The 23,808-nt window shown below is 61.8% G+C and carries 37 protein-coding genes; 18 read left to right on the top strand and 19 right to left on the bottom strand.

What is annotated here, in order from left to right; all coding sequences use genetic code 11:
* Positions 1-3: 3 nt before the first annotated feature.
* From DY201_RS20065 to DY201_RS20055, 3 genes are read right to left on the bottom strand one after another with little or no spacing between them, the layout of a single operon-like run.
* Complete coding sequence (locus DY201_RS20065) at positions 4-534, bottom strand: arsenate reductase ArsC (protein ID WP_115732730.1); 531 nt, start codon at positions 532-534, stop codon at positions 4-6.
* Positions 524-997 (bottom strand): arsenic resistance N-acetyltransferase ArsN2, encoded by a 474-nt coding sequence (gene arsN2 / locus DY201_RS20060; protein WP_115732729.1) that lies wholly within the window; start codon positions 995-997, stop codon positions 524-526. Before arsN2 ends, DY201_RS20065 begins: the two co-directional genes overlap by 11 nt.
* Before the next feature lie 17 nt (positions 998-1,014).
* The gene (locus DY201_RS20055) at positions 1,015-1,341 is read right to left on the bottom strand and encodes an ArsR/SmtB family transcription factor (RefSeq protein ID WP_115732728.1); all 327 of its coding nucleotides are present in this window, start codon (positions 1,339-1,341) and stop codon (positions 1,015-1,017) included.
* A 42-nt stretch (positions 1,342-1,383) separates the two neighbouring features.
* Between DY201_RS20055 and DY201_RS20050 the strand changes: the two genes are divergently transcribed.
* Both DY201_RS20050 and DY201_RS20045 read left to right on the top strand, forming a co-directional pair.
* The gene (locus tag DY201_RS20050; RefSeq protein WP_115732727.1) at positions 1,384-1,932 is read left to right on the top strand and encodes a DUF6428 family protein; all 549 of its coding nucleotides are present in this window, start codon (positions 1,384-1,386) and stop codon (positions 1,930-1,932) included.
* Positions 1,933-2,129: 197 nt separating this feature from the next.
* Positions 2,130-3,044 carry a DMT family transporter gene (locus DY201_RS20045; RefSeq protein WP_115732726.1) on the top strand — a complete coding sequence of 305 codons (915 nt, stop codon included), beginning with the start codon at positions 2,130-2,132 and terminating at the stop codon, positions 3,042-3,044.
* 122 nt (positions 3,045-3,166) lie between these two features.
* Here DY201_RS20045 and DY201_RS20040 read toward each other — a convergent pair whose 3' ends face one another.
* From DY201_RS20040 to DY201_RS20035, 3 genes are all read right to left on the bottom strand, one after another.
* A complete protein-coding gene (locus DY201_RS20040) occupies positions 3,167-3,697 on the bottom strand; it encodes a GNAT family N-acetyltransferase (RefSeq protein ID WP_165915779.1) in 531 nt (176 codons plus the stop codon).
* 102 nt (positions 3,698-3,799) lie between these two features.
* Complete coding sequence (locus tag DY201_RS29125) at positions 3,800-3,964, bottom strand: hypothetical protein (protein ID WP_165915778.1); 165 nt, start codon at positions 3,962-3,964, stop codon at positions 3,800-3,802.
* Positions 3,965-4,004: 40 nt separating this feature from the next.
* A complete protein-coding gene (locus DY201_RS20035) occupies positions 4,005-4,265 on the bottom strand; it encodes a hypothetical protein (RefSeq protein ID WP_115732724.1) in 261 nt (86 codons plus the stop codon).
* 118 nt (positions 4,266-4,383) lie between these two features.
* Between DY201_RS20035 and DY201_RS20030 the strand changes: the two genes are divergently transcribed.
* The 4 genes from DY201_RS20030 (at position 4,384) to DY201_RS20015 (ending at position 6,464) form a co-directional block, all read left to right on the top strand.
* On the top strand, positions 4,384-4,590 hold the full coding sequence (locus DY201_RS20030) for a hypothetical protein (RefSeq protein ID WP_115732723.1): 207 nt from the start codon (positions 4,384-4,386) through the stop codon (positions 4,588-4,590).
* An 85-nt stretch (positions 4,591-4,675) separates the two neighbouring features.
* The gene (locus tag DY201_RS20025) at positions 4,676-5,371 is read left to right on the top strand and encodes an SOS response-associated peptidase (protein WP_115732722.1); all 696 of its coding nucleotides are present in this window, start codon (positions 4,676-4,678) and stop codon (positions 5,369-5,371) included.
* Positions 5,372-5,574: 203 nt separating this feature from the next.
* Complete coding sequence (locus DY201_RS20020; RefSeq protein ID WP_115732721.1) at positions 5,575-5,934, top strand: low affinity iron permease family protein; 360 nt, start codon at positions 5,575-5,577, stop codon at positions 5,932-5,934.
* Positions 5,935-6,038: 104 nt separating this feature from the next.
* Entirely contained in the window at positions 6,039-6,464 is a 426-nt protein-coding gene (locus DY201_RS20015) for a CHRD domain-containing protein (RefSeq protein ID WP_115732720.1), read from the top strand.
* Between the two features lie 162 nt (positions 6,465-6,626).
* Here DY201_RS20015 and DY201_RS20010 read toward each other — a convergent pair whose 3' ends face one another.
* The gene (locus DY201_RS20010) at positions 6,627-6,863 is read right to left on the bottom strand and encodes a hypothetical protein (RefSeq protein ID WP_115732719.1); all 237 of its coding nucleotides are present in this window, start codon (positions 6,861-6,863) and stop codon (positions 6,627-6,629) included.
* Positions 6,864-7,124: 261 nt separating this feature from the next.
* A complete protein-coding gene (locus tag DY201_RS20005) occupies positions 7,125-9,203 on the bottom strand; it encodes an ATP-dependent helicase (RefSeq protein ID WP_115733893.1) in 2,079 nt (692 codons plus the stop codon).
* Between the two features lie 151 nt (positions 9,204-9,354).
* Between DY201_RS20005 and DY201_RS20000 the strand changes: the two genes are divergently transcribed.
* Both DY201_RS20000 and DY201_RS19995 read left to right on the top strand, forming a co-directional pair.
* Positions 9,355-9,609: a hypothetical protein gene (locus tag DY201_RS20000; protein ID WP_131922186.1), complete on the top strand. Its 255-nt coding sequence runs from the start codon at positions 9,355-9,357 to the stop codon at positions 9,607-9,609.
* Complete coding sequence (locus DY201_RS19995) at positions 9,606-9,980, top strand: hypothetical protein (protein WP_131922183.1); 375 nt, start codon at positions 9,606-9,608, stop codon at positions 9,978-9,980. Before DY201_RS20000 ends, DY201_RS19995 begins: the two co-directional genes overlap by 4 nt.
* Positions 9,981-10,084: 104 nt before the next feature.
* Here the strand turns inward: DY201_RS19995 and DY201_RS19990 are convergent, their stop codons facing one another.
* Positions 10,085-10,645, bottom strand: a complete 561-nt coding sequence (locus DY201_RS19990) for a hypothetical protein (RefSeq protein ID WP_131922181.1) — start codon at positions 10,643-10,645, stop codon at positions 10,085-10,087.
* 890 nt (positions 10,646-11,535) lie between these two features.
* Here DY201_RS19990 and DY201_RS19980 point away from each other — a divergent pair.
* The 3 genes from DY201_RS19980 to DY201_RS19970 all read left to right on the top strand — a co-directional run bounded on the left by DY201_RS19980 (position 11,536) and on the right by DY201_RS19970 (position 12,415).
* On the top strand, positions 11,536-11,838 hold the full coding sequence (locus tag DY201_RS19980) for a DUF982 domain-containing protein (protein WP_115732714.1): 303 nt from the start codon (positions 11,536-11,538) through the stop codon (positions 11,836-11,838).
* Between the two features lie 15 nt (positions 11,839-11,853).
* Positions 11,854-12,138, top strand: a complete 285-nt coding sequence (locus DY201_RS19975) for a DUF982 domain-containing protein (protein WP_115732713.1) — start codon at positions 11,854-11,856, stop codon at positions 12,136-12,138.
* Between the two features lie 73 nt (positions 12,139-12,211).
* Positions 12,212-12,415: a hypothetical protein gene (locus DY201_RS19970; RefSeq protein ID WP_115732712.1), complete on the top strand. Its 204-nt coding sequence runs from the start codon at positions 12,212-12,214 to the stop codon at positions 12,413-12,415.
* 564 nt (positions 12,416-12,979) lie between these two features.
* Here DY201_RS19970 and DY201_RS19965 read toward each other — a convergent pair.
* From DY201_RS19965 to DY201_RS19935, 7 genes are all read right to left on the bottom strand, one after another.
* Positions 12,980-13,393, bottom strand: coding sequence for a GNAT family N-acetyltransferase (locus tag DY201_RS19965; RefSeq protein WP_245432050.1), 414 nt, complete (start codon positions 13,391-13,393; stop codon positions 12,980-12,982).
* A gap of 89 nt (positions 13,394-13,482) precedes the next feature.
* Positions 13,483-13,770 carry a type II toxin-antitoxin system TacA family antitoxin gene (locus DY201_RS19960; RefSeq protein ID WP_165915777.1) on the bottom strand — a complete coding sequence of 96 codons (288 nt, stop codon included), beginning with the start codon at positions 13,768-13,770 and terminating at the stop codon, positions 13,483-13,485.
* Positions 13,771-14,287: 517 nt separating this feature from the next.
* Entirely contained in the window at positions 14,288-14,545 is a 258-nt protein-coding gene (locus DY201_RS19955) for a hypothetical protein (RefSeq protein WP_115732709.1), read from the bottom strand.
* A gap of 43 nt (positions 14,546-14,588) precedes the next feature.
* Positions 14,589-14,789 (bottom strand): hypothetical protein, encoded by a 201-nt coding sequence (locus tag DY201_RS19950; protein ID WP_115732708.1) that lies wholly within the window; start codon positions 14,787-14,789, stop codon positions 14,589-14,591.
* 82 nt (positions 14,790-14,871) lie between these two features.
* A complete protein-coding gene (locus tag DY201_RS19945; protein ID WP_131922179.1) occupies positions 14,872-15,237 on the bottom strand; it encodes a hypothetical protein in 366 nt (121 codons plus the stop codon).
* A 151-nt stretch (positions 15,238-15,388) separates the two neighbouring features.
* The gene (locus DY201_RS19940) at positions 15,389-16,156 is read right to left on the bottom strand and encodes a hypothetical protein (RefSeq protein WP_115732706.1); all 768 of its coding nucleotides are present in this window, start codon (positions 16,154-16,156) and stop codon (positions 15,389-15,391) included.
* Between the two features lie 285 nt (positions 16,157-16,441).
* On the bottom strand, positions 16,442-16,858 hold the full coding sequence (locus DY201_RS19935; protein ID WP_115732705.1) for a hypothetical protein: 417 nt from the start codon (positions 16,856-16,858) through the stop codon (positions 16,442-16,444).
* Between the two features lie 110 nt (positions 16,859-16,968).
* Here DY201_RS19935 and DY201_RS29120 point away from each other — a divergent pair, with 110 nt between their 5' ends.
* From DY201_RS29120 to DY201_RS19905, 7 genes are read left to right on the top strand one after another with little or no spacing between them, the layout of a single operon-like run.
* Positions 16,969-17,133, top strand: a complete 165-nt coding sequence (locus tag DY201_RS29120) for a hypothetical protein (protein WP_165915776.1) — start codon at positions 16,969-16,971, stop codon at positions 17,131-17,133.
* Complete coding sequence (locus DY201_RS19930; RefSeq protein WP_115732704.1) at positions 17,130-17,468, top strand: hypothetical protein; 339 nt, start codon at positions 17,130-17,132, stop codon at positions 17,466-17,468. The genes DY201_RS29120 and DY201_RS19930 overlap by 4 nt, the downstream gene beginning before the upstream one ends.
* Positions 17,465-18,262 carry a YdaU family protein gene (locus DY201_RS19925; RefSeq protein WP_115732703.1) on the top strand — a complete coding sequence of 266 codons (798 nt, stop codon included), beginning with the start codon at positions 17,465-17,467 and terminating at the stop codon, positions 18,260-18,262. Before DY201_RS19930 ends, DY201_RS19925 begins: the two co-directional genes overlap by 4 nt.
* Complete coding sequence (locus tag DY201_RS19920; RefSeq protein WP_165915775.1) at positions 18,204-18,650, top strand: hypothetical protein; 447 nt, start codon at positions 18,204-18,206, stop codon at positions 18,648-18,650. Before DY201_RS19925 ends, DY201_RS19920 begins: the two co-directional genes overlap by 59 nt.
* On the top strand, positions 18,647-19,138 hold the full coding sequence (locus tag DY201_RS19915; RefSeq protein ID WP_131922175.1) for a hypothetical protein: 492 nt from the start codon (positions 18,647-18,649) through the stop codon (positions 19,136-19,138). The genes DY201_RS19920 and DY201_RS19915 overlap by 4 nt, the downstream gene beginning before the upstream one ends.
* Positions 19,135-19,425 (top strand): hypothetical protein, encoded by a 291-nt coding sequence (locus DY201_RS19910; RefSeq protein ID WP_115732700.1) that lies wholly within the window; start codon positions 19,135-19,137, stop codon positions 19,423-19,425. The genes DY201_RS19915 and DY201_RS19910 overlap by 4 nt, the downstream gene beginning before the upstream one ends.
* 11 nt (positions 19,426-19,436) lie before the next feature.
* Positions 19,437-20,132, top strand: a complete 696-nt coding sequence (locus DY201_RS19905) for a hypothetical protein (protein ID WP_115732699.1) — start codon at positions 19,437-19,439, stop codon at positions 20,130-20,132.
* Between the two features lie 246 nt (positions 20,133-20,378).
* Here the strand turns inward: DY201_RS19905 and DY201_RS19900 are convergent, their stop codons facing one another.
* From DY201_RS19900 to DY201_RS19890, 3 genes are all read right to left on the bottom strand, one after another.
* Positions 20,379-21,140 (bottom strand): hypothetical protein, encoded by a 762-nt coding sequence (locus DY201_RS19900; RefSeq protein ID WP_115732698.1) that lies wholly within the window; start codon positions 21,138-21,140, stop codon positions 20,379-20,381.
* A gap of 86 nt (positions 21,141-21,226) precedes the next feature.
* Positions 21,227-22,630 carry a transposase gene (locus DY201_RS19895; protein WP_115732697.1) on the bottom strand — a complete coding sequence of 468 codons (1,404 nt, stop codon included), beginning with the start codon at positions 22,628-22,630 and terminating at the stop codon, positions 21,227-21,229.
* A gap of 404 nt (positions 22,631-23,034) precedes the next feature.
* A complete protein-coding gene (locus tag DY201_RS19890; protein WP_280959931.1) occupies positions 23,035-23,613 on the bottom strand; it encodes a very short patch repair endonuclease in 579 nt (192 codons plus the stop codon).
* Positions 23,614-23,808 lie beyond the last annotated feature (195 nt).

Here is a 23,808-nt window from a genome sequence, read left to right as displayed (position 1 = left end):
GATTCAGGCTGCATCCGTGTTCTTTGAGGTCGACCCTTCCATGCGGCCGATCACCCGGAGGTGGTGATCGACTGCCATCCGGTCGATGGAGGCGAGCGGGAGGCTAAGGAACGCCATGATCCGGTTCTTCATGAACCGCGCCGCCGTGCTGAACGCGCGCTCTTTTTCGATGTCGGTTCCTTCGACGTGCGAGGGGTCTTCGATGCCCCAGTGAGCCGACATCGGATGACCGATCCAGACCGGGCAGGCTTCTCCGGCCGCGTCGTCGCAGACGGTGAAGATGAAATCCATTTCCGGCGCGCCAGCTACGGAGAACTCATCCCAGGACTTCGAACGAAAACCCTCTGTCGGATATTCGAGAGCCTCCAGCACCTTCAGGGCCATCGGATTGACCGCGCCCTTGGGCTGGCTGCCCGCCGAATACGAATTGAAACGCCCAGCACCTTCCTTGCGCAGAATGCTCTCCGCGAGGATCGAGCGGGCCGAATTGCCCGTGCACAGAAACAGCACGTTGTAGACGCGGTCAGTCATCAGTCGTCTCCGATATGGAACATGGTCGAAGGGGATGCAGGCGGCGCATCAGCAAGGCAGCGCTGGATGGGCACAGCGACGACGCTTGTCTGGTGGCCAGGATTTTCGACGGAGCCGTGTCTCGCCCGACGCGCTCGAAGCCCGCGGCTTCGAAGAAGGGCGCGGCCGAGGTGGTCAACAGATAGACTTCGGAAATTCCGAGATTCTCGGCTTTCCGAAGCAACTGCTCAGTGATGCGTTTTCCTGCGCCTTGGCCGCGTGCCGGGGGCAGCACGACGATGGAGCGCAAAAGGGCATGGTCTCCAACGACCTCCAGGCCACCGAAGCCGACGGTCATGCCGTTGTCCTGAAGCCGGAAAAACAGCCTGCCGTCTTCTGCGAGGTCGTCGGCAGGCAGGTGCTCCGCGGCAAGTGCGGCGACGAATTCGGCATCGCCGGGTTCGATCTGCTGGATTGTCTGTTGCATTGCAGCGTGTCCGAATGTCAGCAGCAGGCAGGCGCGAGTGCCGGCTGGCAGATGGCCGGATTGCCGGCGCAGCAGTCCTCCATCAGAAACCGGATCAGGCCGCTCAGCGCCTGGTAGTCGGCCGAGTAGACGATGGAGCGCGCGTCGCGGCGGGCGGTGACCAGGCCGCCGCGCTCCAGCTCCTTGAGGTGGAACGAGACATTCGACGCCGTAACCCCTGCGGCCTCCGCAATGATGCCTGCGGCCATGCCGTCCGGCCCGGCCTTGACCAGCAGCCGGACGATCTTGAGTCGCGTTTCCTGGGACATCGCCCCGAAGGCGATCAGCGCTTGACGTTCATCCATATTTCAACAATCCTAGAAATGTCAAAATGAGGAATAACCGAGATGCCGACCCCTGACAACCACGATTTTGCCGGCTCGACCGATTTCGCAGATGACGCCAGCGACGGCATTTCGATCGGTGCGCTGTTGTCCGTCCTTGGCGGGCACAAGGACAAGCCGTTGCTGTTCAGCTATGGCGGCCGCGTGGTGAAACCGGGCTACCACGTCACCGAGGTCAAGGCGGGAGCCTTTGCCGCACTTGATTGCGGCGCAAACCCCGAGGCCTGGACCGAACTCTTCATCCAGCTCTGGGATGTCGAGGAGGGCGAGCGGACCCACATGCCGGCCGGAAAATTCTCGGCCATCATCCGCAAGGTCGGCGAGCACGTGGCTCTCGATCCCGGGGCCAGGCTGACCTTCGAGGTCAGCGACGGCATCGCTGCGATGCAGTTGCACAAGGCATCCGTGCCGCTTGTCCGGGGCGGCGAGATCCATGTCGCGCTGTCTCCCCGGGCGGCGAGCTGCAAGCCGCGCGACCGCTGGCTGGCCGAGCAGGCCAAGGCCAGCTGCTGCGGCCCCGCCAAAGGCGATGGCCAGCCCTGCTGCAGCTAGGGCGCAAAACCCCCACAGCTTGATGGCTATTCCGGCAGGTGGTAGCAAGTTCGGGTCCTGCATGATGGGTTAGAGACGGATGGCCAGGCCTCCCAGAAGACCCGGTTACGACAACTGCGACGCGGACAGCTGCGCCGGGCGCTAGCCCGTTCGCTGCATCTGCCGCTTTTCCGTAACATCTTCTGGAGTCCATAAAGATGCGCCATTCGCTGCGCTTTCCTCCTGCTGTCCTGTTGGTAACCGCATGTGCCCTGTGGGGCGCTGCGACCGTCCTCAACAAGGCGCTGCTTGCGTCGATCGACCCGGTAACGCTGCTGGTCGTCCAACTGGCGCCGAGCGCCCTGTTCCTGTGGGCTGTGGTTCGGATCACAGCCTGTCCTTTTCCGGCGAAGTCGTACTGGTTGCCGCTGATCGCGCTTGGCGTGCTCAATCCGGGCATTTCCTACACGCTCAACCTGATGGGGCTTGCAAGTGTGTCGGCAAGTGTGTCGACGCTGCTGTGGGCGGCCGAACCGCTGATGATACTGGGCTTGGCAGCGCTCTGCCTTGGCGAGAAGGTCACCTGGCCGCTGCTGCTGGTCATGCTGCTCGGCGGCTTCGGGGTCGCTTTGGTGGCCAATGTCCATGGCGGGCTCGGTGACGCCATTGCGCCCCGGGGAATGGTCCTGCTCTTGGGAGCGGTGCTTTGCTGCGCCTTCTACACCGTGTTCTCGCGAAAGCTGGTCGAGAGCGTCGACCCTGTCTTCACCGTGGCCCTGCAGCAGACGGCCGGACTGGCCTGGGCCGTTGCCCTGCTGCTCGCCGACACGCCATTCGGCTCGGTCGACGATATCGGGGCCATTCCCCCTGGCCTCCTCGTTGCGGCGGCAATATCCGGCCTGCTCTATTACGCCGCCGCCTATTGGCTTTACATCGCCGCGCTGCGTTGGGTTCCGGCGGCCGTTGCCGGCAGCTACTTCAACGTCATTCCGATATTCGGCGTTGGGCTTGCCTGGCTGTTCCTCGGCGAGACGCTGACGCCTGTTCAGTGGCTGGGGGCGGGCGCAATCCTGGCATCGACCTACGCGCTGGTTCGGCTCACCCATGGCGCGGGATCCCGATCGGCGGAATGAGGTCGAGGGCGGTTTGACCGCAGGCACGATGGCACGGCAGTCCATGCCGGGCCGATGCCTTTGCCGCATCGCCGGAGGCGTCGTCTGCGCTGCCAGGGCGGCGGCGCTGTTCGGCTTGCCCGCTAGCGCCCCACTGGGGGCTCGAGGTGCTTCATGAAATAGACCGAGGCCCTGGAGTTGCCGAACGGATCGACAAAGTGGTTGGGCACGATGCCGATCTCCTGCCAGCCCCGTCGCCGGTAGAGCCGCTCGCTGGTGCCGCCCTGGACGGTGTCGAGGATCAGCAACGAACGGTTCCGATGACCAGCTTCCAGCTCGACCCTGTCCATCAGTGCCGCGCCAAGGCCGCGTCGCTGGAAGTCGCGGTGAACCAGAAGCTTGTAGACCTCCGCCCGGTGTGGTGCGTTTGGTTCAGGCGACAGATAGAGCTGCACGGTTCCGACCACCTGGCCCGCGATCAGGGCGCAGACCAACAGCCGCTCGCCATCGCTGACGGAGCGAATGGCGCCGTGCCAACAGGCCTGCGCCTGATCGGCGGAAAAAGGCAGCACGAAGCCGACGAGCGCGCCATCCTCGACGCTCGCCGTCAACATCTCCACGAGCCGCGGCATGTGCCGTTCGGCTTCGGCTGCGGTCAGCACGGCGATCGTCATGTTGTCATGCATCGGCGATCCCGTCTCAGCACCCCTCGGCCTCGTCAACGCCTCCGGCAGGTCGGCGATGCGCGGCGACGTTCGCTCCAGGGCTGCCGTAGCTCAGACCTTGCCGTCTTTTTGCGCCTTTTCGAGCTTTTCATGCGTCTTCTCGAACAGCGTCTTCTCGACAGGCTCAGGCCTGAACTGCTTGTCCATCTCCTTCACCTGTTCCATCGCCTTCTGGTGCGCTTCGGCTGCACCGACGATTTTTCCTTCGTTGGGCATGGTTATTCCTCCTTTTCTCCGGTTGATGACATCGACGCGTCTAGCGAACGCCCCAATTCGTGATGGCAAAATCCACGATCATCCATCCCATGGTCAAAACCAGCGCAGCGCCCAAAACCGCATCGACATAGTCGCCATATTTGCCGGGGAGGATTTCATCGAGAAAAACGGCAACGAAAAAGCCGAGTATCGCCCCGAGCGCGCCCAGGGCGGCAGCTCCACCCTGGCCCCACAGGACATATCCGGCCACGGTCAGGAGCAAAAAGATCAATATTCCAACGGCGCCGGCAGCGTGGTTCATCTGTCTTGTGCCCCGCGATCTCCTGTATAATACGGCACGAAATCTCCATTGCGGCAAGTTGTCGACGGTGTTGCGCGTGGTTTAGCTTTGCCAGATGCCATCTCGTTACAGAATCACCTTGAGCCTTGGTTTTTCTTTTGCCGTTCTCGCCGCGAGTGTGGCCGCTGCCGCGTGCCCGGCGGTCAGCCAGGCGTCCGAACGCGGCAAGCTGCAACAGCTGCTTGCATCGAACGGCGTGGCCGAAGCCGAGCGCGTCATCACAAACCTGACGCCGGTCCCGGCGGCCGGAACAGTCTTGGACTACAAGGCGTGGTGCGCGGCCTGAAATCTTGGCCCCTTAAGTCCTGGCCGCCTGACGTCTCCTTGGCAGAGCCATTGCCATTTTCCCGCTTGAGCGGCACTTTGAGGTCATGTGCGGCCGTGTCTTTGTCAAATCGACCCTTGCCGAGATGGTGCGGAGCTTAGGCTTTGCCGATCCTGCTGCCATCGGCCCGCTCGACAACAGCTTTCCGCGTTACAATGGCGCGCCGAGCCTGATCTATCCTGTCATCGTCCAGGACGAGGCCCAGACGGGCAGCGCCATGTTCGTGCAGGCGAAATGGGGGCTGGTGCCGGCGTGGCAGAAAGAGGCCGCCCCCGGCCGGCCGCCGCCGGTCAATGCCCGCTCCGAGACCATCGCCACCAACGGCCTGTTCAAGCGCGCTTATGCGATGAGGCGCTGCCTGATCCCGATCGACGGCTATTTCGAGTGGAAGGACATCCACGGCACCGGCAAGGACAAACAGCCCTATGCCATTGCGATGAAGGACGGCGCGCCCTTCGCGCTCGCCGGAATCTACGACATCTGGCGCAATCCCGAGACCGGCGAGCTTTTGCGCAGCTTCTGCGTCGTCACCTGTGCGCCCAACGAACTGATGGCGACGATCCACGACCGGATGCCGGTCATCCTGGCGCCGGCCGATTATGCCAGATGGATCGGCCCGGAGGCCGACCCCGCCGACCTGATGAAGCCGTTCCCGTCCGAATTGATGACGATGTGGAAGATCGGCCGCAAGGTCGGGTCACCCAGGAACGACACGCCTGATATTCTCGATCCGATCGAGTGATTCATGCCGGCGCCGCTGGCCTTCTTCGCGTGGCGACCATGCCCTGGAGCGATCTTGCCAATGTTCTGGGACCACGCCCTCGGCTGTCGGGTTGATAGTCTTCGGAAATCTCGTGATCTGGCCATCCTGGAGGCGCAGCTTTCAAGTGAACCAAAGGGCGGAGCCTGCGTTATCAGCGACGCAACCTGACGTCAGGCGTCGCCATGGACCCGCATCTGTTCAGATTTGCCGGATTTCTCTCACGGCCGCCCGGTTTTTACCTGCTGATGGCTGCGCTGATCGTCAGCACTGCCCTGGTTCCCTTTGGCCTGACGGACATCGTCACTTATGGGCTTTCGGTAGCAGCGATCCTGATAACGGGCGTCGTTCTTATCCAGGGTTACCGCGACACGGCGGCTATTCACGCCAAGCTGGACGAGATCGTGCTCAGTTTGAACAGCGCCCGCAACGAGGTGGTCGGGCTCGAACATGCCGACTCCAAGGAGATCAGGAAGGCGTTGAAGACCATCGAAAGGGAAGCGCAAGACGCCGATGACACCGGCCTTGCCGGCCCGACGGAATAGATGCGCGTCGCGGCCCCATCGGCGGAACTCCTGCGGCAGGCCGCACGTTTCAGAAAATCGTGTGCGGCCGCGTTGCTTCGCACATCCCCCAAGGAGGATAGGACATGTCCGCTTTCAAGACATTCGCGCTTGCGTTGACATTGGGAACACTGCTGGCGGTGACGCCATCGCTGTCGGAGACGATGAAGTTCAAGGCCGATCTCAACGCCGCCAGCGAGGTGCCGCCGACCGACAGCAGCGGTAGCGGGACAGCCGAAGTCACTGTCGACAGCGCCACCAGGAAGCTTAGCTGGACGGTGACGTCAACCGGACTGTCCGGCGATGCGACGGCCGCTCATTTCCACGGGCCGGCGGCGGTGGGCGAGAATGCCGATCCTGTCGTCGACATATCGTCCAGCGTCGCCAGCGGCTCCGCGGACCTGACGGATCAGCAAATGGCCGATCTGCAGGCGGGCAAATGGTATCTGAACCTTCACACCCAGAAATTCCCTGATGGCGAAATCAGGGGGCAGGTCGAAAAGGCAGAATGAGGTGATCGCCAGCCCCGCTCGCCGGCGGGCGGGGCGTGGCGAAGAAATGACGAAGCTGCGTATCTCGAGGCTAGGCAGACCTCGCCGACGAACCGGTTGAACCGACTGACGCCTCGTCGGTCTTGTCGGCGGAACGCCTTGCCGATGATCCTCGGTTCATGATCACAAGCTCGCCGCGCCGTTGCGGACGTGCCTGGCACCCAGTTGCTCGAGCGCAAGGCGAACCTGGCGAAGTTCCGCCTGCCAGCCGTCATCGGAATTCATCGCGCTTTCGGAAGCCGCCCGTTGCAGCGCCCGCGCATCGTCCTCGAGATGCCGCAGACGTTGTATCTTGATCTCGCGGGATGCGAGCGGGTCGTCGACAATTTTCTGTATCAGTTTTTCGCAAGGCGTATCCATGGCGACCCCCGATTGTCCATTGCATCAGAAGACAATGGCCGGTGCGCGGCTTGGTTCCGTCGTTGCCCCGCTTATTGACGCCCCGCTTCGTCGAGAAACGCAGCGTTCACAACGCAGCTTCACATGGGGCGTCGGCTTCCGACGATACCTCGGAACCAGATTGGCTGCCGACCGCACGCCATCCGGCAACGACGCGAGGGGATGAAGCCTGTCCAAGACCGCATTGCGCCTGGCCGAGCGCCGGTCGTCCATGTTCGCGGTCTATTTCCACATCGACCGCATCTTGCCCTTGATGTCGACCGATGTGCGCGGCCGCGTCGCCTTGTCCTTCTGGAACGCCTGGCTGGTCCAGGACGTCGCTTGGAAATGCTCCAGCAGATGCGCGGGGATGAAGCGGGTGCGGGCGGCATAGACATGCCTGTCGCCGCGCGCCGCCTGGCCGGAGGTGAAGAAGCGCTGCGGCGTGATCAGGTGGAGCGAATCCTTGGCCCTGGTCATCGCGACATAGAGCAGGCGGCGTTCTTCCTCGAGCTCCTTGCGCTCGCCGGCGCTGAGGTCGATCGGCATGCAGCCGTCGACCGCATTGAGCACGAACACCTTGGTCCACTCCTGGCCCTTGGCCGAATGGATCGTCGACAGGATGAGATAGTCCTCGTCGAGATGCGGCGGCCCGGCTTCGTCGCTGGTCGCCGATGGCGGGTCGAGCGTAAGCTCGGTGATGAAACGCTCGCGGCTGGGATAGGTCGAGGCGATCTGTTCGAGCTGGATCAGGTCGGCCCGCCTTGTCGTTGCATCCTCGTGCTTGCGCTCGAGATGCGGCTCGTACCAGAGCCGCGCCCGCTCCATCTCGGTGGGCCAGCCGGGGCCGCGCCTGAGCTGGGAGAACAGCGCGACAAAACCGGGCCAGTCGGCTGCCGCCCGGGCCGGCGGCACGAAGCGCGCCAGGCCCATCTCCAGGTCGAGCGACTGCTCCATGCTGTCGATGGCGTTGGCGGCCGATGACGGGCCGATGCCCGGCATCAGCTGCATCACCCGGAAGCCGGCGATGCGGTCGCGCGGGTTCTGGGCGAAGCGCAGGATGGCGAGCACGTCCTTGACATGGGCGGCATCGAGAAACTTCAGCCCGCCGAACTTGACGAAGGGGATGTTGCGCCTGGTGAGCTCGACCTCGAGCGGCCCCGAATGGTGGGCTGCGCGAAACAGCACGGCCTGCTCCTTCAGCAGCGTGCCCGCCTCGCGCTCCTTCAGCACCTCGTCGCAGACATAGCTTGCCTGTTCGGCCTCGTCTGCGACCGTCACGATAACAGGCTTTTCCAGCGACCTGCGCTCGGTCCAGAGGTTCTTGGTGAAGCGCTCCTCGGCCTCGCCGATGACCGCATTGGCGGCGTTCAATATGGCGTCGGTCGAGCGATAGTTCTGGTCGAGCGTGACCACCTGGGCAGGCTCGGCAAACAGGCTGGGGAAGTCGAGGATATTGCGCACTTCGGCGGCGCGGAACGAATAGATCGACTGGGCGTCGTCGCCGACCACCGTCAGGCCGCGGCCGTCGGGCTTGATCGCCGTCAGGATCGCTGCCTGCAGCCTGTTGGTGTCCTGGTATTCGTCGACGAGGATGTGGTCGAAACGCTGGCCGAGATGTGCTGCGATCTCCGGCTCGGCGGCCATCTGCGCCCAGTAGAGCAGAAGGTCGTCGTAATCGAGGATGTTCTGCGCCTGCTTGGCCTCGACATAGGCCCCGAACAGCCGCTTCAGCTCGTCGCTCCAGCCGACACACCAGGGAAAGGCGTGGCCGAGCACCGCCTCGATCGTTTCCTGGGAATTGACGACGCGGGAATAGATCGCAAGACAGGTCGCCTTGGTCGGAAAGCGGTTCTCGGTTTCGGAAAAACCGAGCTCGTGGCGAACCAGGTTCATCAGGTCGGCCGAGTCTTCGCGGTCATGAATGGTGAAGGCGGGCTCGAGCCCGATGTCGGGCGCATAGTCCCGGAGCAGCCTGGCGCCGACGGAATGGAACGTGCCGGCCCAGTTCAGCCCCTCCATCAGGCTCGCCGCGCGCTCCTTCAGCACGTCGGCGGCGATGCGCTCGACGCGTCTGGTCATCTCGGCGGCGGCCCGGCGCGAGAAGGTCATCAGCAGGATGCGCCTGGGGTCGGCGCCGCGGACGATGAGATGGGCAACCCGGTGGGCGAGCGTGTTGGTCTTGCCCGAGCCGGCGCCGGCAATGATCAGCAGCGGTGCGGAAACATTGCCGTCGCCCTGCATGACGGCAGCACGCTGGCCCGCATTCAAGCGGGAGAGATAACCCGGCTCTGCTGCCGAATCACGGAGGGCGATGTTCATGCGGGCATGAAGCATCGTTTCCGTTTCGTTCGCAACGGCCTGCACCGGATCCGGCGGGCCAAGCCTGCGCGCGGCGCGGAACATTGCCCTTCCGTCAGCGCAATGTGAATTGACTCCCGGAGGAATTTGTTCCTATTTTGTTCTCATGCCGATGTTATCAGAATTTCCCTCCGACAAGGTCATCGTCTCCTGCGACAAATGCGGGATGCGCAAGCAATACGACCGCGACGCCATGGTGAGGGCAGGCGGCGACCGCACGCTGACGCATCTGCTGGACGAGATCATTGCGCGCATCGGCTGCACTGCGAACAAGACGTTCAACATCTATGACCGCTGCGGCGCGAAATATGAGGAACTGGTGCAGCTGCTGGGGATGTCGACGTCGCATCGCGCGCCGGACCGATGAGCGTCGTGGATGAACTGCGTATCCCCTCGGCGATCAGGGGCGCGCCAGGGGATGGTGAGGGAAAAAGGATCCGCCGGCCTGCTCGCATCGCGGTCGCGTGGCATGCCGGTCAGGCAGGAGCAAACATGTCGCGCGGGCACAACAGAAACGACAGACTGACCGAGAGCGAGATCGAGGCGATTGTCCTGGCGGCGATCCCTTTGCGTATGGCGATCCAGAAGTGCTTCATCAGCCTGAAGCCATTCAACGAGACCTATGCGCTGCTGCATCACCACGTCGCCGGTCTGGACGCCGTTCTGGAGAGAATTACCGGCCGAAGCATCGATTGCCGCAGTCGGGATCTCTGCCTGGTGCCGCGTCGCGATGGCTAGGCACATACCTCGCCGGCATCGCTCTCACCGGCATCGCCCTCGCCGGCATTGCTTGAGCAACGCGCCCGCATTCGGCCGGCCCGCGCTTTTCGCATCATCGATGGCTATTTGAGCAGCTCCATCGAGCCACGCGGGAACTCGACGCCGGTGAATTCCGGATAGGCCTTTTGCAGCAAGAGCAGATGCTGCGCCTCCTGCAGGCGGATCAGATACCAGCTGTTGCCATCGAGCAAGGCCAGCGTCTGCGACCGGAAGCGTGTTCGAACCCCGTTCGGGTCCACGGCGATCAGTTCGGTGGGCACCAAAGCATAGGGATGGCCGCCGGAAAGCTCCCGATATTCCGCCTTGGCCATGTCGAAGCTAAAGCTTTCGATCCGAACCGCGGCGAGCGCGACCTTCATCTGCTCGACCATCGCGCGGCGCAGCTCGCCCGGCTCCATCTGTGCCGTTTTCGCGAGGTGATCGACAAGGCGCGGCGGCGTGACATCGGCGATGTCGTCATAGGCCTTCGTCTCTAACGCCCGGGAAAAGGACGCTATCTGTTTTTCCAGCGCCTGCCGTTCCGTTTCGGTTACCGGCCGGGCCAGCGCGGCCGCGCAGACCATCAACATGAGGCAAACAGACAGGCAGATTAATCCAGCGGGAAAGCCGACGTTGCTGCGCATAACTGTTCCCCATGCCTTGAACTTGTTGCCGCCGTCGCATCGATCGCAACAGTGCCTGGCTCCGGTGCCGAAACTTTCGGCTACATCTCTGCTGTTCGACGTCTTCAGTCAATCGCATCACTGGCATACCAGTTCTATGAACTTCAGAAGGACATGGAACTAACCATTTCCAAGGTCCGCGACCAGCGCGAAGCTGTGGCCTCGGGAAGGCTGGTTGCAGGAGGCAACAGCTTATGAGCCAGGCGAGCTACCGGGCTGCTCTACCCTGACTTGAAACTGGCCTCTGTGCATGCACTCTTGGCCGCTCGGCAGAGGGCGAAAACACCATGGTATCAGTTGCAACAACCTCCGGGGAGCTGGAGGACGAAGCATCGCGAATGAACGAACTTCTGCAGGGAAAAACAGTCGCCTACATCAACCGCCCTAAGCCAGGCGTACTTCTCGTGGGCTTCAAGGATGGGACGCGGCTATTTGTGGATCACCGCGTCGACGGCTTCGAATTCTCAATCGCTGGCTGCTAGATCACCCCGCCCGCTTAACGGTGCCCTTTGATCTAGAAGTTCGGGAGGGCATCGGCGGCGCGCCCGTGATTGCGCACTTTCCTGCGCGGGGCGAACCGCAATCGCGCTGGCTCCCATTACCAGTGACCTCGGAGAACACGTTCCATCATGCGCCACGCCGCAGCGCCGGGCCATCATGCCGCCTGCCGCATCTCGCCGCCCGGCGTCCGATGAGTTGGAGGTCAGCATGGCGTCAGCTCTACCCGATTTCTTTCGTCAAAACCGATCTTGAAACCGTAAATCTGCCGACACATATCGAGCGCGGGTCGGTGCCGCTGTCGGTATCGGCCTGTCCAAAAACGCAAACTTTCGTTCGACTTGGAGGATCTGATGAGCGATCGGATGTTCGACAGCCCTGTTTTCGTAAAGTCCGGAAACAGCCTTATCGAGGAAATCGCCTGTCTCGAGGACGCCCTCGAATTTCTCTATGAATGGCCAAAGAACAGACGCGGCACGATTTACGAGACGGCGCTGCGCGCCTGTCAACGCGCTTTTGACAGCAACTATCCGCTCCGCGCCGCGCGACAGGCATTCTGCGGTTTTGCCAAATCGGCCAATATTCTCGAAGAGGTCAGCATCCCGCTGCCATGGATGACAGGGGGCAAGGCTGGCGCAAGCGGTCTCGGTGCCTAGGCGGAGGATCGCGCGATGCTTGCACAATCTTTCGAAAAGCCCATCCGTGTCTGGGTCGGACTTGGCTTCCCGCGCCAACTCAACACCGTCGTCGATGCCTTTCAGTTTGCGATGGAGTGGTGCGGAAACAGCCCCGAGCAGCGAGCGGCAATCAGGGCGTGCAAGGCTGCACTGGCTGGAGACGTCGACGCTGAGACGGCCAGGGGTGTCTTCGCCGCCTTTGCGCGCAAGAAAGACATCCTGGTCGAGGACGGCGAGATGCCGCCGGAAACTGCGGGGTCCCGAGCGGCCCACGCCTGATTGATCGGAGAGGGATTGATCGGAGAGGGCGGCAGCTGGCTGGCGCCCTCTCCAGTCCATGCGGACGTGACGAATGACGAAGCCACCTATGATGAAATCGCCCGAAAATCACCCGACTGCCCTGGCTTACGATGCCGAATGCCAAGGCGCCTTGGCAGAACATGTCGACAAGCTTCTGGACCATGCCGAGGCCGCCGGCTGGGACCGCACGAAAGCGGCTGCGGCCATGATGTATCTCAGTGCCAAACGTCTGAAGGCCAGGGCCGACGGGGCTTAGCCTCGTCCGTCCGCCACCGTGACAAATGAGAGGCCGGCGATGGCCTGGCGCCGGGATGGGCGAGCGCGCCGGAGGCACCTGCAGCCAGCAGCCCTGCAGCCAGCAGCAATGAAACAACTGCGGTAGCTTCCGGACCACCGGAGCGGCAGACGCGACTTGACCTGCCGCGCCTCGGTGCAACCGGTTTCGGCGTCTTGCAACGGCGGGCGCCAGACTTGCTCCGGGCGATGACGGAATGGCAGGCAAGAGCGCTTGAATTTCTCTTCCTGCGGCGTGATGCCAAGGAATCTTGGGAGAGGGGAATAGTCATGGACACATCTGACGAAAGTCTCGAGGTCATCGAAACCTCAGGCGTGATGCTTCCTGTGGCAGCCAAGGCGCCGTAAAGACCAGGCTTGGTTTCCATTGTCCCGGGTCCGGGAATGTCGACCGAGCTCGCCAACTGGTCAGCGCTCAAAGGCGCCGTTGTCAGCGGGAGGAGGTGGCAATTCTTCGCCGCATCGACACGCGCATTTTTTAAGCCCTTGCCCAGCGACAAGCCGAAGTGGCTGAGCGGAGCGCGGTCTAAAAGCCGTTCATCGAAGCCAAGATGTCCTGCGTCGGCAAAAGCAGCTTGAGCGGGCTGATTTTCGTCGGTTTGAAGCCAACCGAAAGGTAGAATCTGGCAGCCTGTTCATCCACGGCATCGACAACGACAGCACGAAAAGCCACAGTTTGTGACGCTGATGCTGCATTGCGCAGCGCGTTCGCGAGAAGGGCTTTTCCTATGCCTTTGCCCTGCAATTCCTGCTGGACGGCGAGGCGCGCCAAAAGAGCAATGGGAATTTCGTTTGGCGTGCCCTGCGGGGCAAGTTTCTTACCGGCTTCCTTCCGGAGGATCATGCCAGCACATAGCGCATAATACGCCTTCACGCGGTTCTGCGCGTCACAAACCACAAACGTCCGCGTGTAATTGGACATTTGATTGTATATGGCCATGTCATGCAGCCAACTATCCAGGAGCTGCTTTCCGCTGCAGAATCCTGAATAGTCGTGATCACGCGAAAGAGGGGCTGGGGCGAAAAGCCCTAGCGATCGGAAGTCGCCCATACGCTGCCGTTCTTAAGAAGAGCGGCAAGTTCAGGATGCACCTGTGCCGGCTTGGAAATGGTCTCGGCAACGGAATCGAAGAGGTCCGCATCGAGGTTCATGAAGCGTTGATCCATAAGCGTTTTTTGGGCGCTGTAGGTAGCTGCTTCGATGACAAAGCTCGACAGACTCTTGCCACACGTGTCCGCCGCGCGCTTGATCAGATCAAGCTGCTCAGGAGCTATACGCATGTTGATGTTGTTGTCTCTCTTAGCTGTGGCAGCCATGGCAGCCTCCATACTCGTACACATAGACCGCCCAAGCCCCATGGCTCGATGGCAGTTTGAATGTGAGATGCCCTAACATAGATTACAACGTATTGACAACGTATGTACGTCAACACTTTGTTGATTGGTTCGTTCCGTCCTTCGACTGCGTGAGAGACAGGTTCGATGAACACGGGTTCGGCGAACGCGATGCATATTTCGATGCTCGCTTCGGGTTTGTGATTCACGACTTCCCAAAGGGAGGCGTGATGAGGGGGGACCATTTCCGGCTTACACAAGAGCAGTTTCGCCGCATCGAACCTCATCTTGCGACTGACACGCGGGGCTTTTTGGCGAGAAGTACCGTTTCATTGCTATCCCCTTGGTCATGCGGCCGCAGCACCAGCGCAGTCCCACTGGCTCTTGCATGGCGAGATGGCTGGCGTCACCCTTGCCAGGGCAGGTCGGGACGCGCAGCCATGAAGATGGGACCGGCGGGTCAAGGGATCGCGCCGGCCACCGATTGACCCGAAAAGGCTTACTTGGCGCCGCAGCGGCCTTTCAGCCGGGCGATTTCGGGCTCGTGTGTTTCCGAGCCGCCGAGCGGGACACCGATCATGAAGACGCCAAGCGCGTCCTGATTGGCCACGCGCTGCTGTCGCGATGTGATATCGGCGAGGCGATCCTTATCAGCCTGGGTGCATTGCTTGCCGTCTGACGGCCCGGCCTTGATATTGGATGGCGGCGTTGCGCAGCCTGCGAAGGTCGCAAGCGCGACCAGTAGTAGCTTCTTCATGAAATCCCCCCGGATGTTCTCATGCTTGTTGCATGTAACATCCTCATTGCCAATCGAGCTTTGCGTCCCGCTGCACTGGCGCCGCAGCATGGGGAGAGGTGAGGGCCAGGCGGGTGCGGCGCAACGCGCGGCGGGGATCAAACGTCTGCGCCGGTGCGGGCGCGTCGCAGCACGTGCCGGCGGCGAGCTCGTCGCCGAGCGCCATGGCCGCGTTGGCCAGGTAGCGGTCCTCGTCGCAGCTCATGGCCTTTTGGCCGGGCCAATGACGACGGCCGAAAGGCCGAGGCAGACGCGGTCGCATGTGTTGGGGATCAAGCCGGAACGCATCAGGCGGCCTGGCGCGCCAGGATCCGGTCGGCGAAGCGGCGGAAGAAGCGGAGATTAAGGCGCCTGGTCTTGGCCTTGGCGATGGCAGCGGCGTGGTTGTGCCGGCGCCATGTCGGCATGGCGCGGATGCGGAGGATGAAGGCTTTGATGTCTTCGAGCGCTTCGTCGACCGTCTCGGCCGGATGGATCATCGCCTGACACAGCGCGGGATCCCTGGCGAGGGCGTCGGTGAGCTTCTTGCGGGCAAAATGCGCCGCCCGCGCCTCTTCGATGCCGGAGCGGCGGATGGTTTCGAACGCGGCGAGCATGGCCGGGCTCTGGCCGGCATAACCGCATTGTTCGGCAAAGGCTTTGCTGGCGTTCATCGCTTGCTCCATCCCAAAGACGATGGAGTAAGTTTCCATTATGGAAATAGTCTTGTCAACCGTGGATTTCCAAAATGGAAATCAATGTGGAGGTCACCAGTGGCGGATGCCGCGAATCGGCTGATGGAAAGGCCAGGGCAGGGGCGCCTGGCTAGCTGACCGCAATGCCATAGGCAATCTCGGCGCGCAGCCGCCGCCCGCCCGGCGCTTCAACCGCCAGTATGCCGCGTAGGAACAGTTTCATCACCTTGCACAAATTTTCGTCCCTGGGGTCGAGGGCGGTGAGCGACCTGATATCATCCGTCGTTGCGCCCTGGGCGGTCATGGTCTTGTAAAGCTCTTCCCAATCGGCGTCCGTCGACGCTTCGGTCGGCTGCGGGTTTTCTCGCGCCGCACCGATCGCCTGGAACACATCGGCGGCAATGGCATCGAAAGCCAGGAGATAGTGCTGGTCCGGTCTGCCCAGGGCTGCGCCGCCACTGACGACGAAGCTGGCGCAGGTCGCCGCGTTCTCCCTGGCATCGACAAGTTCGAGCAGGTCGAGCTGCGACTTGATGGCCGGATAGAGGCTGTCATCAGGCGCCTGATAGATCGATTGCGCGTGCTTGCGGCGAACGGCCACGACCGCCTGCAGGGTCTCGTCTCTGGCCTCGGCGGCTGTCGCGCTCCTCGCTGCGATCGCCTCCATCTCGCTTTTCAGCGCGACATACGCATCCGGCAGCTCCTGCTTGATCGTGTCGTACATGCGGTAGCCCTGGCTTCGAAGGTCGGAGAACACATCTTCCGCGGAGGGGCGGCCAGCCGGTTGTTTCAGGAAATAGTCGCCTGATACAGCGTCGAAACCGCCCGACAGGACCTCGACCAGAAGCAAGGATCCCAAAGCAGCAACAGCAAAGGTGACGGTCTTCCACCAGGACATTGACAGCTCAGCCCCCCAAATCGACCAGCCTGATCCAATCACCTTTCGCCTGAAGTCACAATCGGGGAAAAGGGGAATATTTTCCTCTGATGTTCTTGACTCTGCTTCGAGGAAAATGTTCCTATCTGTCGCAGAAAAAGGGAGCCGGGATGGCGATCAGACATCAGATCAAGGCGCGCTACCGATCCCGCAATGACGAGATCGTCGCCGGGCTGCGCGATGCCGCGCACGCCGCAGCCCCGCTTGATCCGATGATGGTGGTCAAACGCAAGGCAGCCGAGATCTCTACCGCGATGGCTCTTTTGCACGGCGGCGACTGGCGGGTGCAGATCGATCACCGGGAAGGGCTTGTGCTGATCGTTCGCCGTCGTCATCGAGGAAACCCTTGACCACGGCAACCGCCTTGCCGAGGTCGTCCTTGTCGACACCGAAGGCCAGCAGGGCGGCGCGCAGCTTGCTCTCCGGCGAGGTCACGGCAGCAGCAGCCGTCGGATCGCGGTAAAGCTCGATCGGGCTCGCAAGCTCGAGCGCTGCCGCAAACTGCGCCAGCCAGACGCCGTCGATGTTTTCAGGCCTGGCGAGCTTCTTGCTGATGGTGCCGCCGGCGACCTTCATGCGCTCGGCCAGCCGCTTCCTGTCCAGGCCAGGAATGGTCGCCATCCATTCTTCGATATAGAGCCGCGGCGCCTCGAAATCTGTCATGGCTAACTCTTTCATGGCCAAAATGTAGCTTTCCAGAACGGAAAGCGCAAAATTTCCAAAATGGAAATAATTGCTTGACGAATGATTTCCGTTATGGAAATCATTCGCCCATGTTCACATCCAACAAAGACCGGCGCCACGCGGCGCTGAAATCGGCCGACCGGGCAGCGCCGTCGCGCCGCCTGTGCCGCCCTGGGCACGCTGTCCGCCCCGCGGGCGGCTTCGAGCTCGACACGCCGGCCGGCACGGCACGACAGGCGGAGACCGTACGATGATCCGGCTCGAGCTGGACATCACCAGGGGCAGGGGCCGCGTGCCTTCAGCGCGCGACCAGCGCGCTGACCTCGAGGTCGCCCTGTCAAGCCAGCGGCCGCGCCGGCTCAAGGGGCCGGTCGCCGTCTATGTCCGCCTCGCGGCATCAGGCGCCCGCGCCGAGGCCGGCTGCGGCGACGCCGCCGATTTTGGCCGGTGCATCCTCGACATGCTCACGGCGCATGGCCTGATCGACGGCCTGGTTCGCCGGCTGACGGTCGAGTGGGTTGCAGACGACAAACGGGCCGAGGACGGCCCGCGCTGCGTCGTGCTGATCCAGCCGGAGGTGGCCGCATGAGCGACATGCCCTGGGTTCGTTTCTTTGCCTCGGACTGGCTCGCCGGCACACGCGGCATGAGTGCCACCGAGACCGGCATCTACATCACGCTGGTGGCCTCGATGTATGAGCGCAATGCGCCGGTGCCGGAAGACCATGCCCGCCTTGCCAGATTGTGCGGCGCCTCCGGCGCGACCTTCAGGACCGTGCTGGAATCGCTTGTCGCCGAGGGCAAGATCCGGCGCATCGACGGCGGGCTGTGGAACGGCCGTGTCGAGAAGGAAGGCGCCTGGCGCGCGGAAAAATCGCAGGCCGGAAAACAGGCGGCACAGCTGCGCTGGCGGAAAACCGAGCACAATCAAGGCGCTTTCGATGCCGATGCGCTGCAGCCGCAGGCCAAAGGCAGTGCCAGCCAGAAGCCAGACATCACAAGACAAGAACCTGACGGTTCTTGCAAAAGGCGTGGGCGCCGGCTGCCCGACGATTTCAGCCCCGATGTCGACGACGCGCGCAAGGCCGGGCTTTCGCCTGATGAGGCGGCGCGCGAGGCGGAAAAGTTCCGCGACTACTGGATTTCGCAACCAGGCCACCGGGGCGTCAAGCTCGACTGGCCGGCGACCTGGCGCAACTGGTGCCGCAATGCCGCCGAGCGCCGCCCGCGCGCGCCACCCCGGCGCAAACGCAATTTCGTCGACGTCGCAATGGACCGACTAGGAGCCTCCCATGGACCAGAAAGCCTATTTGGCAATCACCGCAATGTTGAATTCCTTCCCCCAGACATCGGGCAATCCCGACCTGACGATGCAGACCTATGAGGCGGTGCTGGCCGGCGTTGCGCCGCAGGCGGTGGTCGAGGCAGCTCAGCGTTTCACCACGGGTGCGGTGGCGGGCCAGAACGGCAGCTTCGCGCCCTCGGTGGCCGAGTTCGTGCGCGAGGCGCGGCGCATCGCCGAGATCATGCCCCACCGCGGCCGCAAGGCGCTGCCGGTGCCGGGTCGCGCCCCGCGTCGCGAGCCGAGGCCGGACGAGCGCGCCCGCATGTGCCTCAAGCTGCCGTTGCTGCAGGCGGCCATCCGCAACGGCCGCGCCGATCTGTTGGCCGAGGCCAGCCGCCACGGCCTCGATGAGCTGGTGGCGCTGGCCCAGAGCTGGCGCGTGCCGGTGTCGGAACAGATCCTGACGCAGCTGAAGAGGGCACAATGAAACACCAGCAAACGGACGCCATGGCATCCCGGCCAATGGCCTGGGACCTCGATCTCGCCGGCCGGATGCGTGGATCCGGCATGAAGTTCAACCAGATCGCCGTGGTCTTCGGCCTGTCGCCCGACACGGTGCATTGCCGGCTCGACCCGGATTACCGGCGCAAGCGCGCCCACGCCAAGCTTGCGCGCTGTCAACCGGTGGCTCACGGCTTTCGCCGCTATGACGACAGGGTGACGCGGGCCGAATTTGCCGCGCGCCTGGCCGAGCTGCCAAACGACGACCGCGACCTCACCGCCCGTGTCCTCGGCGACCCGGTCTTTGCCCGTTCCGCTGCGGCGAAGGTTGCGGCACAGCCGCCGGCCGCCGTCACCATCACCCTGCCGCGCCTGTCGATCCTCGGCGACAGGATAGCAGGAGAGAAGATCCCCGGAGACAAGATTCTCGGAGACAATATTGCAGGAGACAACATTGCAGGAGGCAGGCGATGAACCATTTCCACGCCAAGGCGGAATGGATCGACGGGGCCTGGCGCGCGCTGGTCCGCTACAGCCACAAGGCCGACTACTGGCCGGTCATGTCGGGCGCGCGGCCGGCGGCCTATCCCTCGCGCGAAAAGGCGCTGATCGCCGCCTACCAGGCACAGGAAAAACACGTCAACGGCACCATCCGCGGCTTCGGCGACAAGGTTTGCGCCGCCCGCGCCGAGGCCGAGCGGCTGTTCAGGCCGGGCCGCAAACCTGTCGTCGTCGAACGCGCCCGGGCAAGACCACTATGAGCAGGGCCAATATGAGCAAGGGAGGCGAGGCAGGCATGGGCAAGGCGGGCATGGCGGGCACGAGCATGGGCACGGTGGCCATGGGCAAGGCGGCCACGAGGAAGGGCGCGGGCATGGGCCAAGCGGGCACGGGCAAGTCGGGCATGAGCAAGTCGGCGATGGGCAAGTCGGCGATGGGCACGTCGGGCACGGGCAGGGCGAAAAAACAGCCGAAGCCGCCGAGCCCGCTGGTCACCGTCGAGGTCGAAAACCCCGACTGGCGGCCGGCGCGTGACGGCGAAAAGGCGTTTCCGCGTGTCATCACAGCCCAGAAAAACATCAGGGAAAGTGCCGTCGAGACCTTGTTTGCCCGCGGCTTCCTGACGCGCGCGCAAAAGCAGGCGGCCGACCGCTTCCGCGCCTGTTGGGAAAAGGCCGGCGGCACGGTGCGCAGCCTAGACCATGCGCTCGACCGCGTCGACGGCGGCCGCGGCGACCCGCTCGCCGCCCGCATCGTCGCCGCCCGCGAACTCAAGCGCTGCCGCCAGCTCGTCGGCCACCGCGGCTACCGGGTGCTGCAGCTGGTCTGCGCCGAGGGCCGGGCGCTGGCCGAGATCACCCCGCACAAACGCGAGCGCCTGACCATGGCGGATAATCTGCGCGCCGACCTGGATGATCTGGCGGCGATGTGGGGGATCCAGACGGCGAGGAGGCGGGTGGGTGGGTGAGGGGGGAGAGGGCGTGGGCCGAAAGCGGAATAGCTGCTTCTAGCGTAGGGGAGCCTAGAGCACACGTTCAATTCGAGAGGAGGCGAAGGAATGGGCTATCCGTGTCGATACGTCCGACACCCATTTCTATCTTCGGGTGACGTGCCGACGGACATCTTGTGAAAGCTGTCCCTGGGTCGATGTCCCTCCCAGCCCACCAAGTCGGAACGCCTTCTCGGTCAACGTCTCCGCAATCGTGTTCGAGACTCATCGCTCGCCTGACACGAGTGGATCGTCATCATCGCGTTGTTCTTCATTCCAAGCTGCGAAGCTGCGGGTAGGCAATCCATCGTCGCCTTGATCCAGGGCTATTCTGACCCCGCGCATCCGGGCATCGAAGAGGCTTAGTAATTCAAGGAGAGCAAGGTGAATGCCAACGATACGCCCTTCTAGATCGCGGTCAGGATCGGAACCGGCCTTCACGGAAGCTGCAAGGCTATCGACGTCGCTAGTAAGGCTGTCGACGAGAACTTTAGCATTGGCAAGCATGTGAGTGACGGCCGGGTGGATCTGATCAGGTCTAGAGATGAAAGCCGAGAACGCGACCGTACATGTCATCGCGCGCTGCTTCCAAACGCGAAGCTTTTCCTCATCGAGTGGCTCGCTTCGGTTCACAAGCTCGGCCGCTATGATCTGGCTTTCAAACTGCGCCTGCGCTAGGGAAAATCTTACGTGCCAGGCAGCCTCTTCATTAAGCTCGCGGCGGACGCGTCTCGCCCGCCGGACTTCGGTTTGTGCAACCCAGGTGGCGCCGGCTATCGCCGCAATCGATCCGGCTGCCTGGACCCACGCAGCTGCCTCGGAAGTCCACCCGGATCGCAGGACGCTGACATATGCCGCCCATGCTGAAGTGACAACAAGCAACATTGCGATAACGTAAAGACCTAGGCCTAGTAAGTCGATCGACTTCCGCCAAATTCGCCCGAATATCAGGCTCGCAGCTCTCTTCCGTCCCGAAAGGTTGGCCACCGATGCTCCGCCAAAGGATCTGTTAGGTAGGAAGTTATCCGCAAGAATTGCGATGGCGTCCAGCAGCTGATTCTATTGTTCACCGTTTACACTGACCAAAAAGGACCCGGCAGTACCTCCATCCCTTCGGGAAGAACCAGATGAGGATGGAGAAGAGGCCGTCGCTGTCGCCCTGTCAGGCGACGCCACTGGGCCGTTTCATCGAAGGCCCAGCTGTCATTAGGTGGGCTCTCGGGCATGAAATAGTGCGTATATACGAAGCGGAGAGGCTTGCCCTTGGTGTCAAACCCCTCGGTGTTCTCCATGATTTTCCGAAAGCGAGCGCGTTCGACAGTCTCGTCCTCCAGTGCTTCCAAGCCGATATGCACGATGGAATCCATATCGTCCGGCAGTTGGGCGTGCGCTTCGACAAGCTTCCTGAAGACATCGCGGGCTTTGCCGCTGATCGCCTTTTCTGAACTCGATTTCCACCTCAAGACTACGGCCTGACGGCAGTCGGAAACAAACCGCGGCGACATCCCGTGCTGGAAATGGCCAACCTGGATTATGTTGGCGTAGCGCACGTACCGTCCGGTCAGCAGTTCTTGAATTCTCGTCCCCGCGGAGAGAACCTCATCTCCCGCCTGGAACACCGATCTTATAGGTTCGAGATCCAGTTCGCCAATGACGCCGTGAGAGATACTGTCCGTCCAAAGGAGAGACGGTAACCGGCTCGTATGCCATTCGAGAGCTTTGCGGAGAAAGTAGTCGTCAGGCACGTCTTCCAGTGGGATTCGGAAATCGACGTCGCAGAAAACGCTCCATCCCTCACTTGTTACCAGACTGCAGGCCTCTCGCCATAGCGCTCGCATCCGCGTCCGTTCTCGCTCGTTGTACTCTCCGGTTTCCATCCGTTTGCACTCGACCGCATAGCGCTTACGAGGAAACTTGACGTCTAGATCCCACGACCGGGCTATGCCCCGCTGCTCTGGACGGAACGATACTTTAGCGCCATGCCTGCGATAGGCCGCCGCCACCAGCAATTCGAAGATCGGCCCGTTGGGCTGTCCTTTTTCCGGGCCGACTATCCTGCTGATACGCTCGCCAATGTTGTCCAGATTCGCAATGAGGGGAAGATTTCGCCCGAGCGATGCGAACACGGGAACAACCCTGGAACCGAACATCGGCTCGAAGTTCCATGGGTGGTCGATGAAAGCTTCGGCGAGGAACAGGTACCAAGCGAATGAATCCTTTGTATCGAAGTAACGCCCCTTGGATTCGTCGTGGCTCACACCGAGAAGGCTCTGGTAGAAGCGGAAGAAGGCATCCTTGCGCCGCTGTTCCCATTCGCCAGGTTCCATAGCCGACTTGAACCAGTCTACGGCAGCCCGGACTTCAGGATGATCCGGCATCTCCGTCCCCCGGTTGATCGGCGGTCCGAACATCCTTTCCGGTAGGCTTGGCCAGTTCCCGGGCTCGGCGGTTTTGATGTCGTCTAGTGAAAGGCGCATGATAATACTCGGGAATTCGCTTAAAGATGATACGAAATTTATTGAAATATACGGATGGAGCAATCAAAATAATTTGGTGCGTGCTTGCCTGTTAATTCAATCAATTTCGCAGGGATATACATTGGTAAAGTAGACAAATGTGTTGTTGTGGTTTTGTCCGTCAAGGTGGGTTGCCGTCAACTAATATCGATGGTCAAGTTGGCTGTCGTTCGAGCAACAAGCTATCTTGGGTACGATTTTCGCGATGCACCTTCTCGCGGCTAACGTTGAAAACTTTGTTCGAATTGGCCTAGTATGCGTCGTTGCAATCCTAGTATCGGCATGAAAGTCCGCATCACAATCCTTTGATTGTCTACAGTGGTCCTAATTCGAGACATAGGCAAATCGCCGCTAAAGGCGATGCGTCATCCTGACCCGTTTGGGATCCATCGCTTGGATGTTCGCTCTTGGTCTATGTCGGGTGGCGCACTCGCTTTTAGTTTCGGCGGGCCTAGAAAATCCATGAGTCTTCGCTCCCAGTTGACCCCGCCCTGGATCTCGCATTCCCAAACTACACAGCAGTTCCAACCGGCCACCGCCAAGACTTGTTTAGCAGCGGCATCCCTCTGCTTATTGTATCGAAATTTGGCTGCCCAATATTCAGTGCGTGACTTTGGTAGGTTTGCAATTTTGCAATTGTCGTGACCGTGCCAAAAACACCCGTGAACGAAGATTACCTTGCGCCTACCGATTAGGCATATGTCTGGGCGGCCCGGAATATCTCGGCGATGCAACCTATAACGATAGCCTAGGCGGTGTAGGACGGACCGTACGGTCAATTCGGGTTTGGTGTCTTTGCTGCGAATGGCTGCCATACGCCGACTTCGCTGCTCAGGTGTGAGGGTGTCGATCAAACGGTTGCGCTTTCTAGCAGTGCAAACAAAAAACGATGCATGCGCTGCTTTATGGCAATGGCCGGAGACGGTGCAGGTCTTGTTGTGCACCTAAAGGCGCACGCTCTGAACTGCATCATGCTATCTTATTCCAACTGCCATCATTGCAATAGGTCGCCCGGTAGCGGCGGCAATCTCGTCCGGCCGCCCAAGGGCGGTCTGTCAATTGCTCGGGGAAATGGATCATCGTTATCGCCGCAAATCAAAAGGGCGAACGGTGCCAACGTCAACAGGATGTGGATCACG

This window comes from Aminobacter aminovorans (genome assembly GCF_900445235.1).
GTDB classification, from domain to species: Bacteria; Pseudomonadota; Alphaproteobacteria; order Rhizobiales; family Rhizobiaceae; genus Aminobacter; species Aminobacter aminovorans.
Note: the sequence above shows the minus strand (reverse complement) of the source record. Positions and strands in the feature narration are given on the sequence as shown.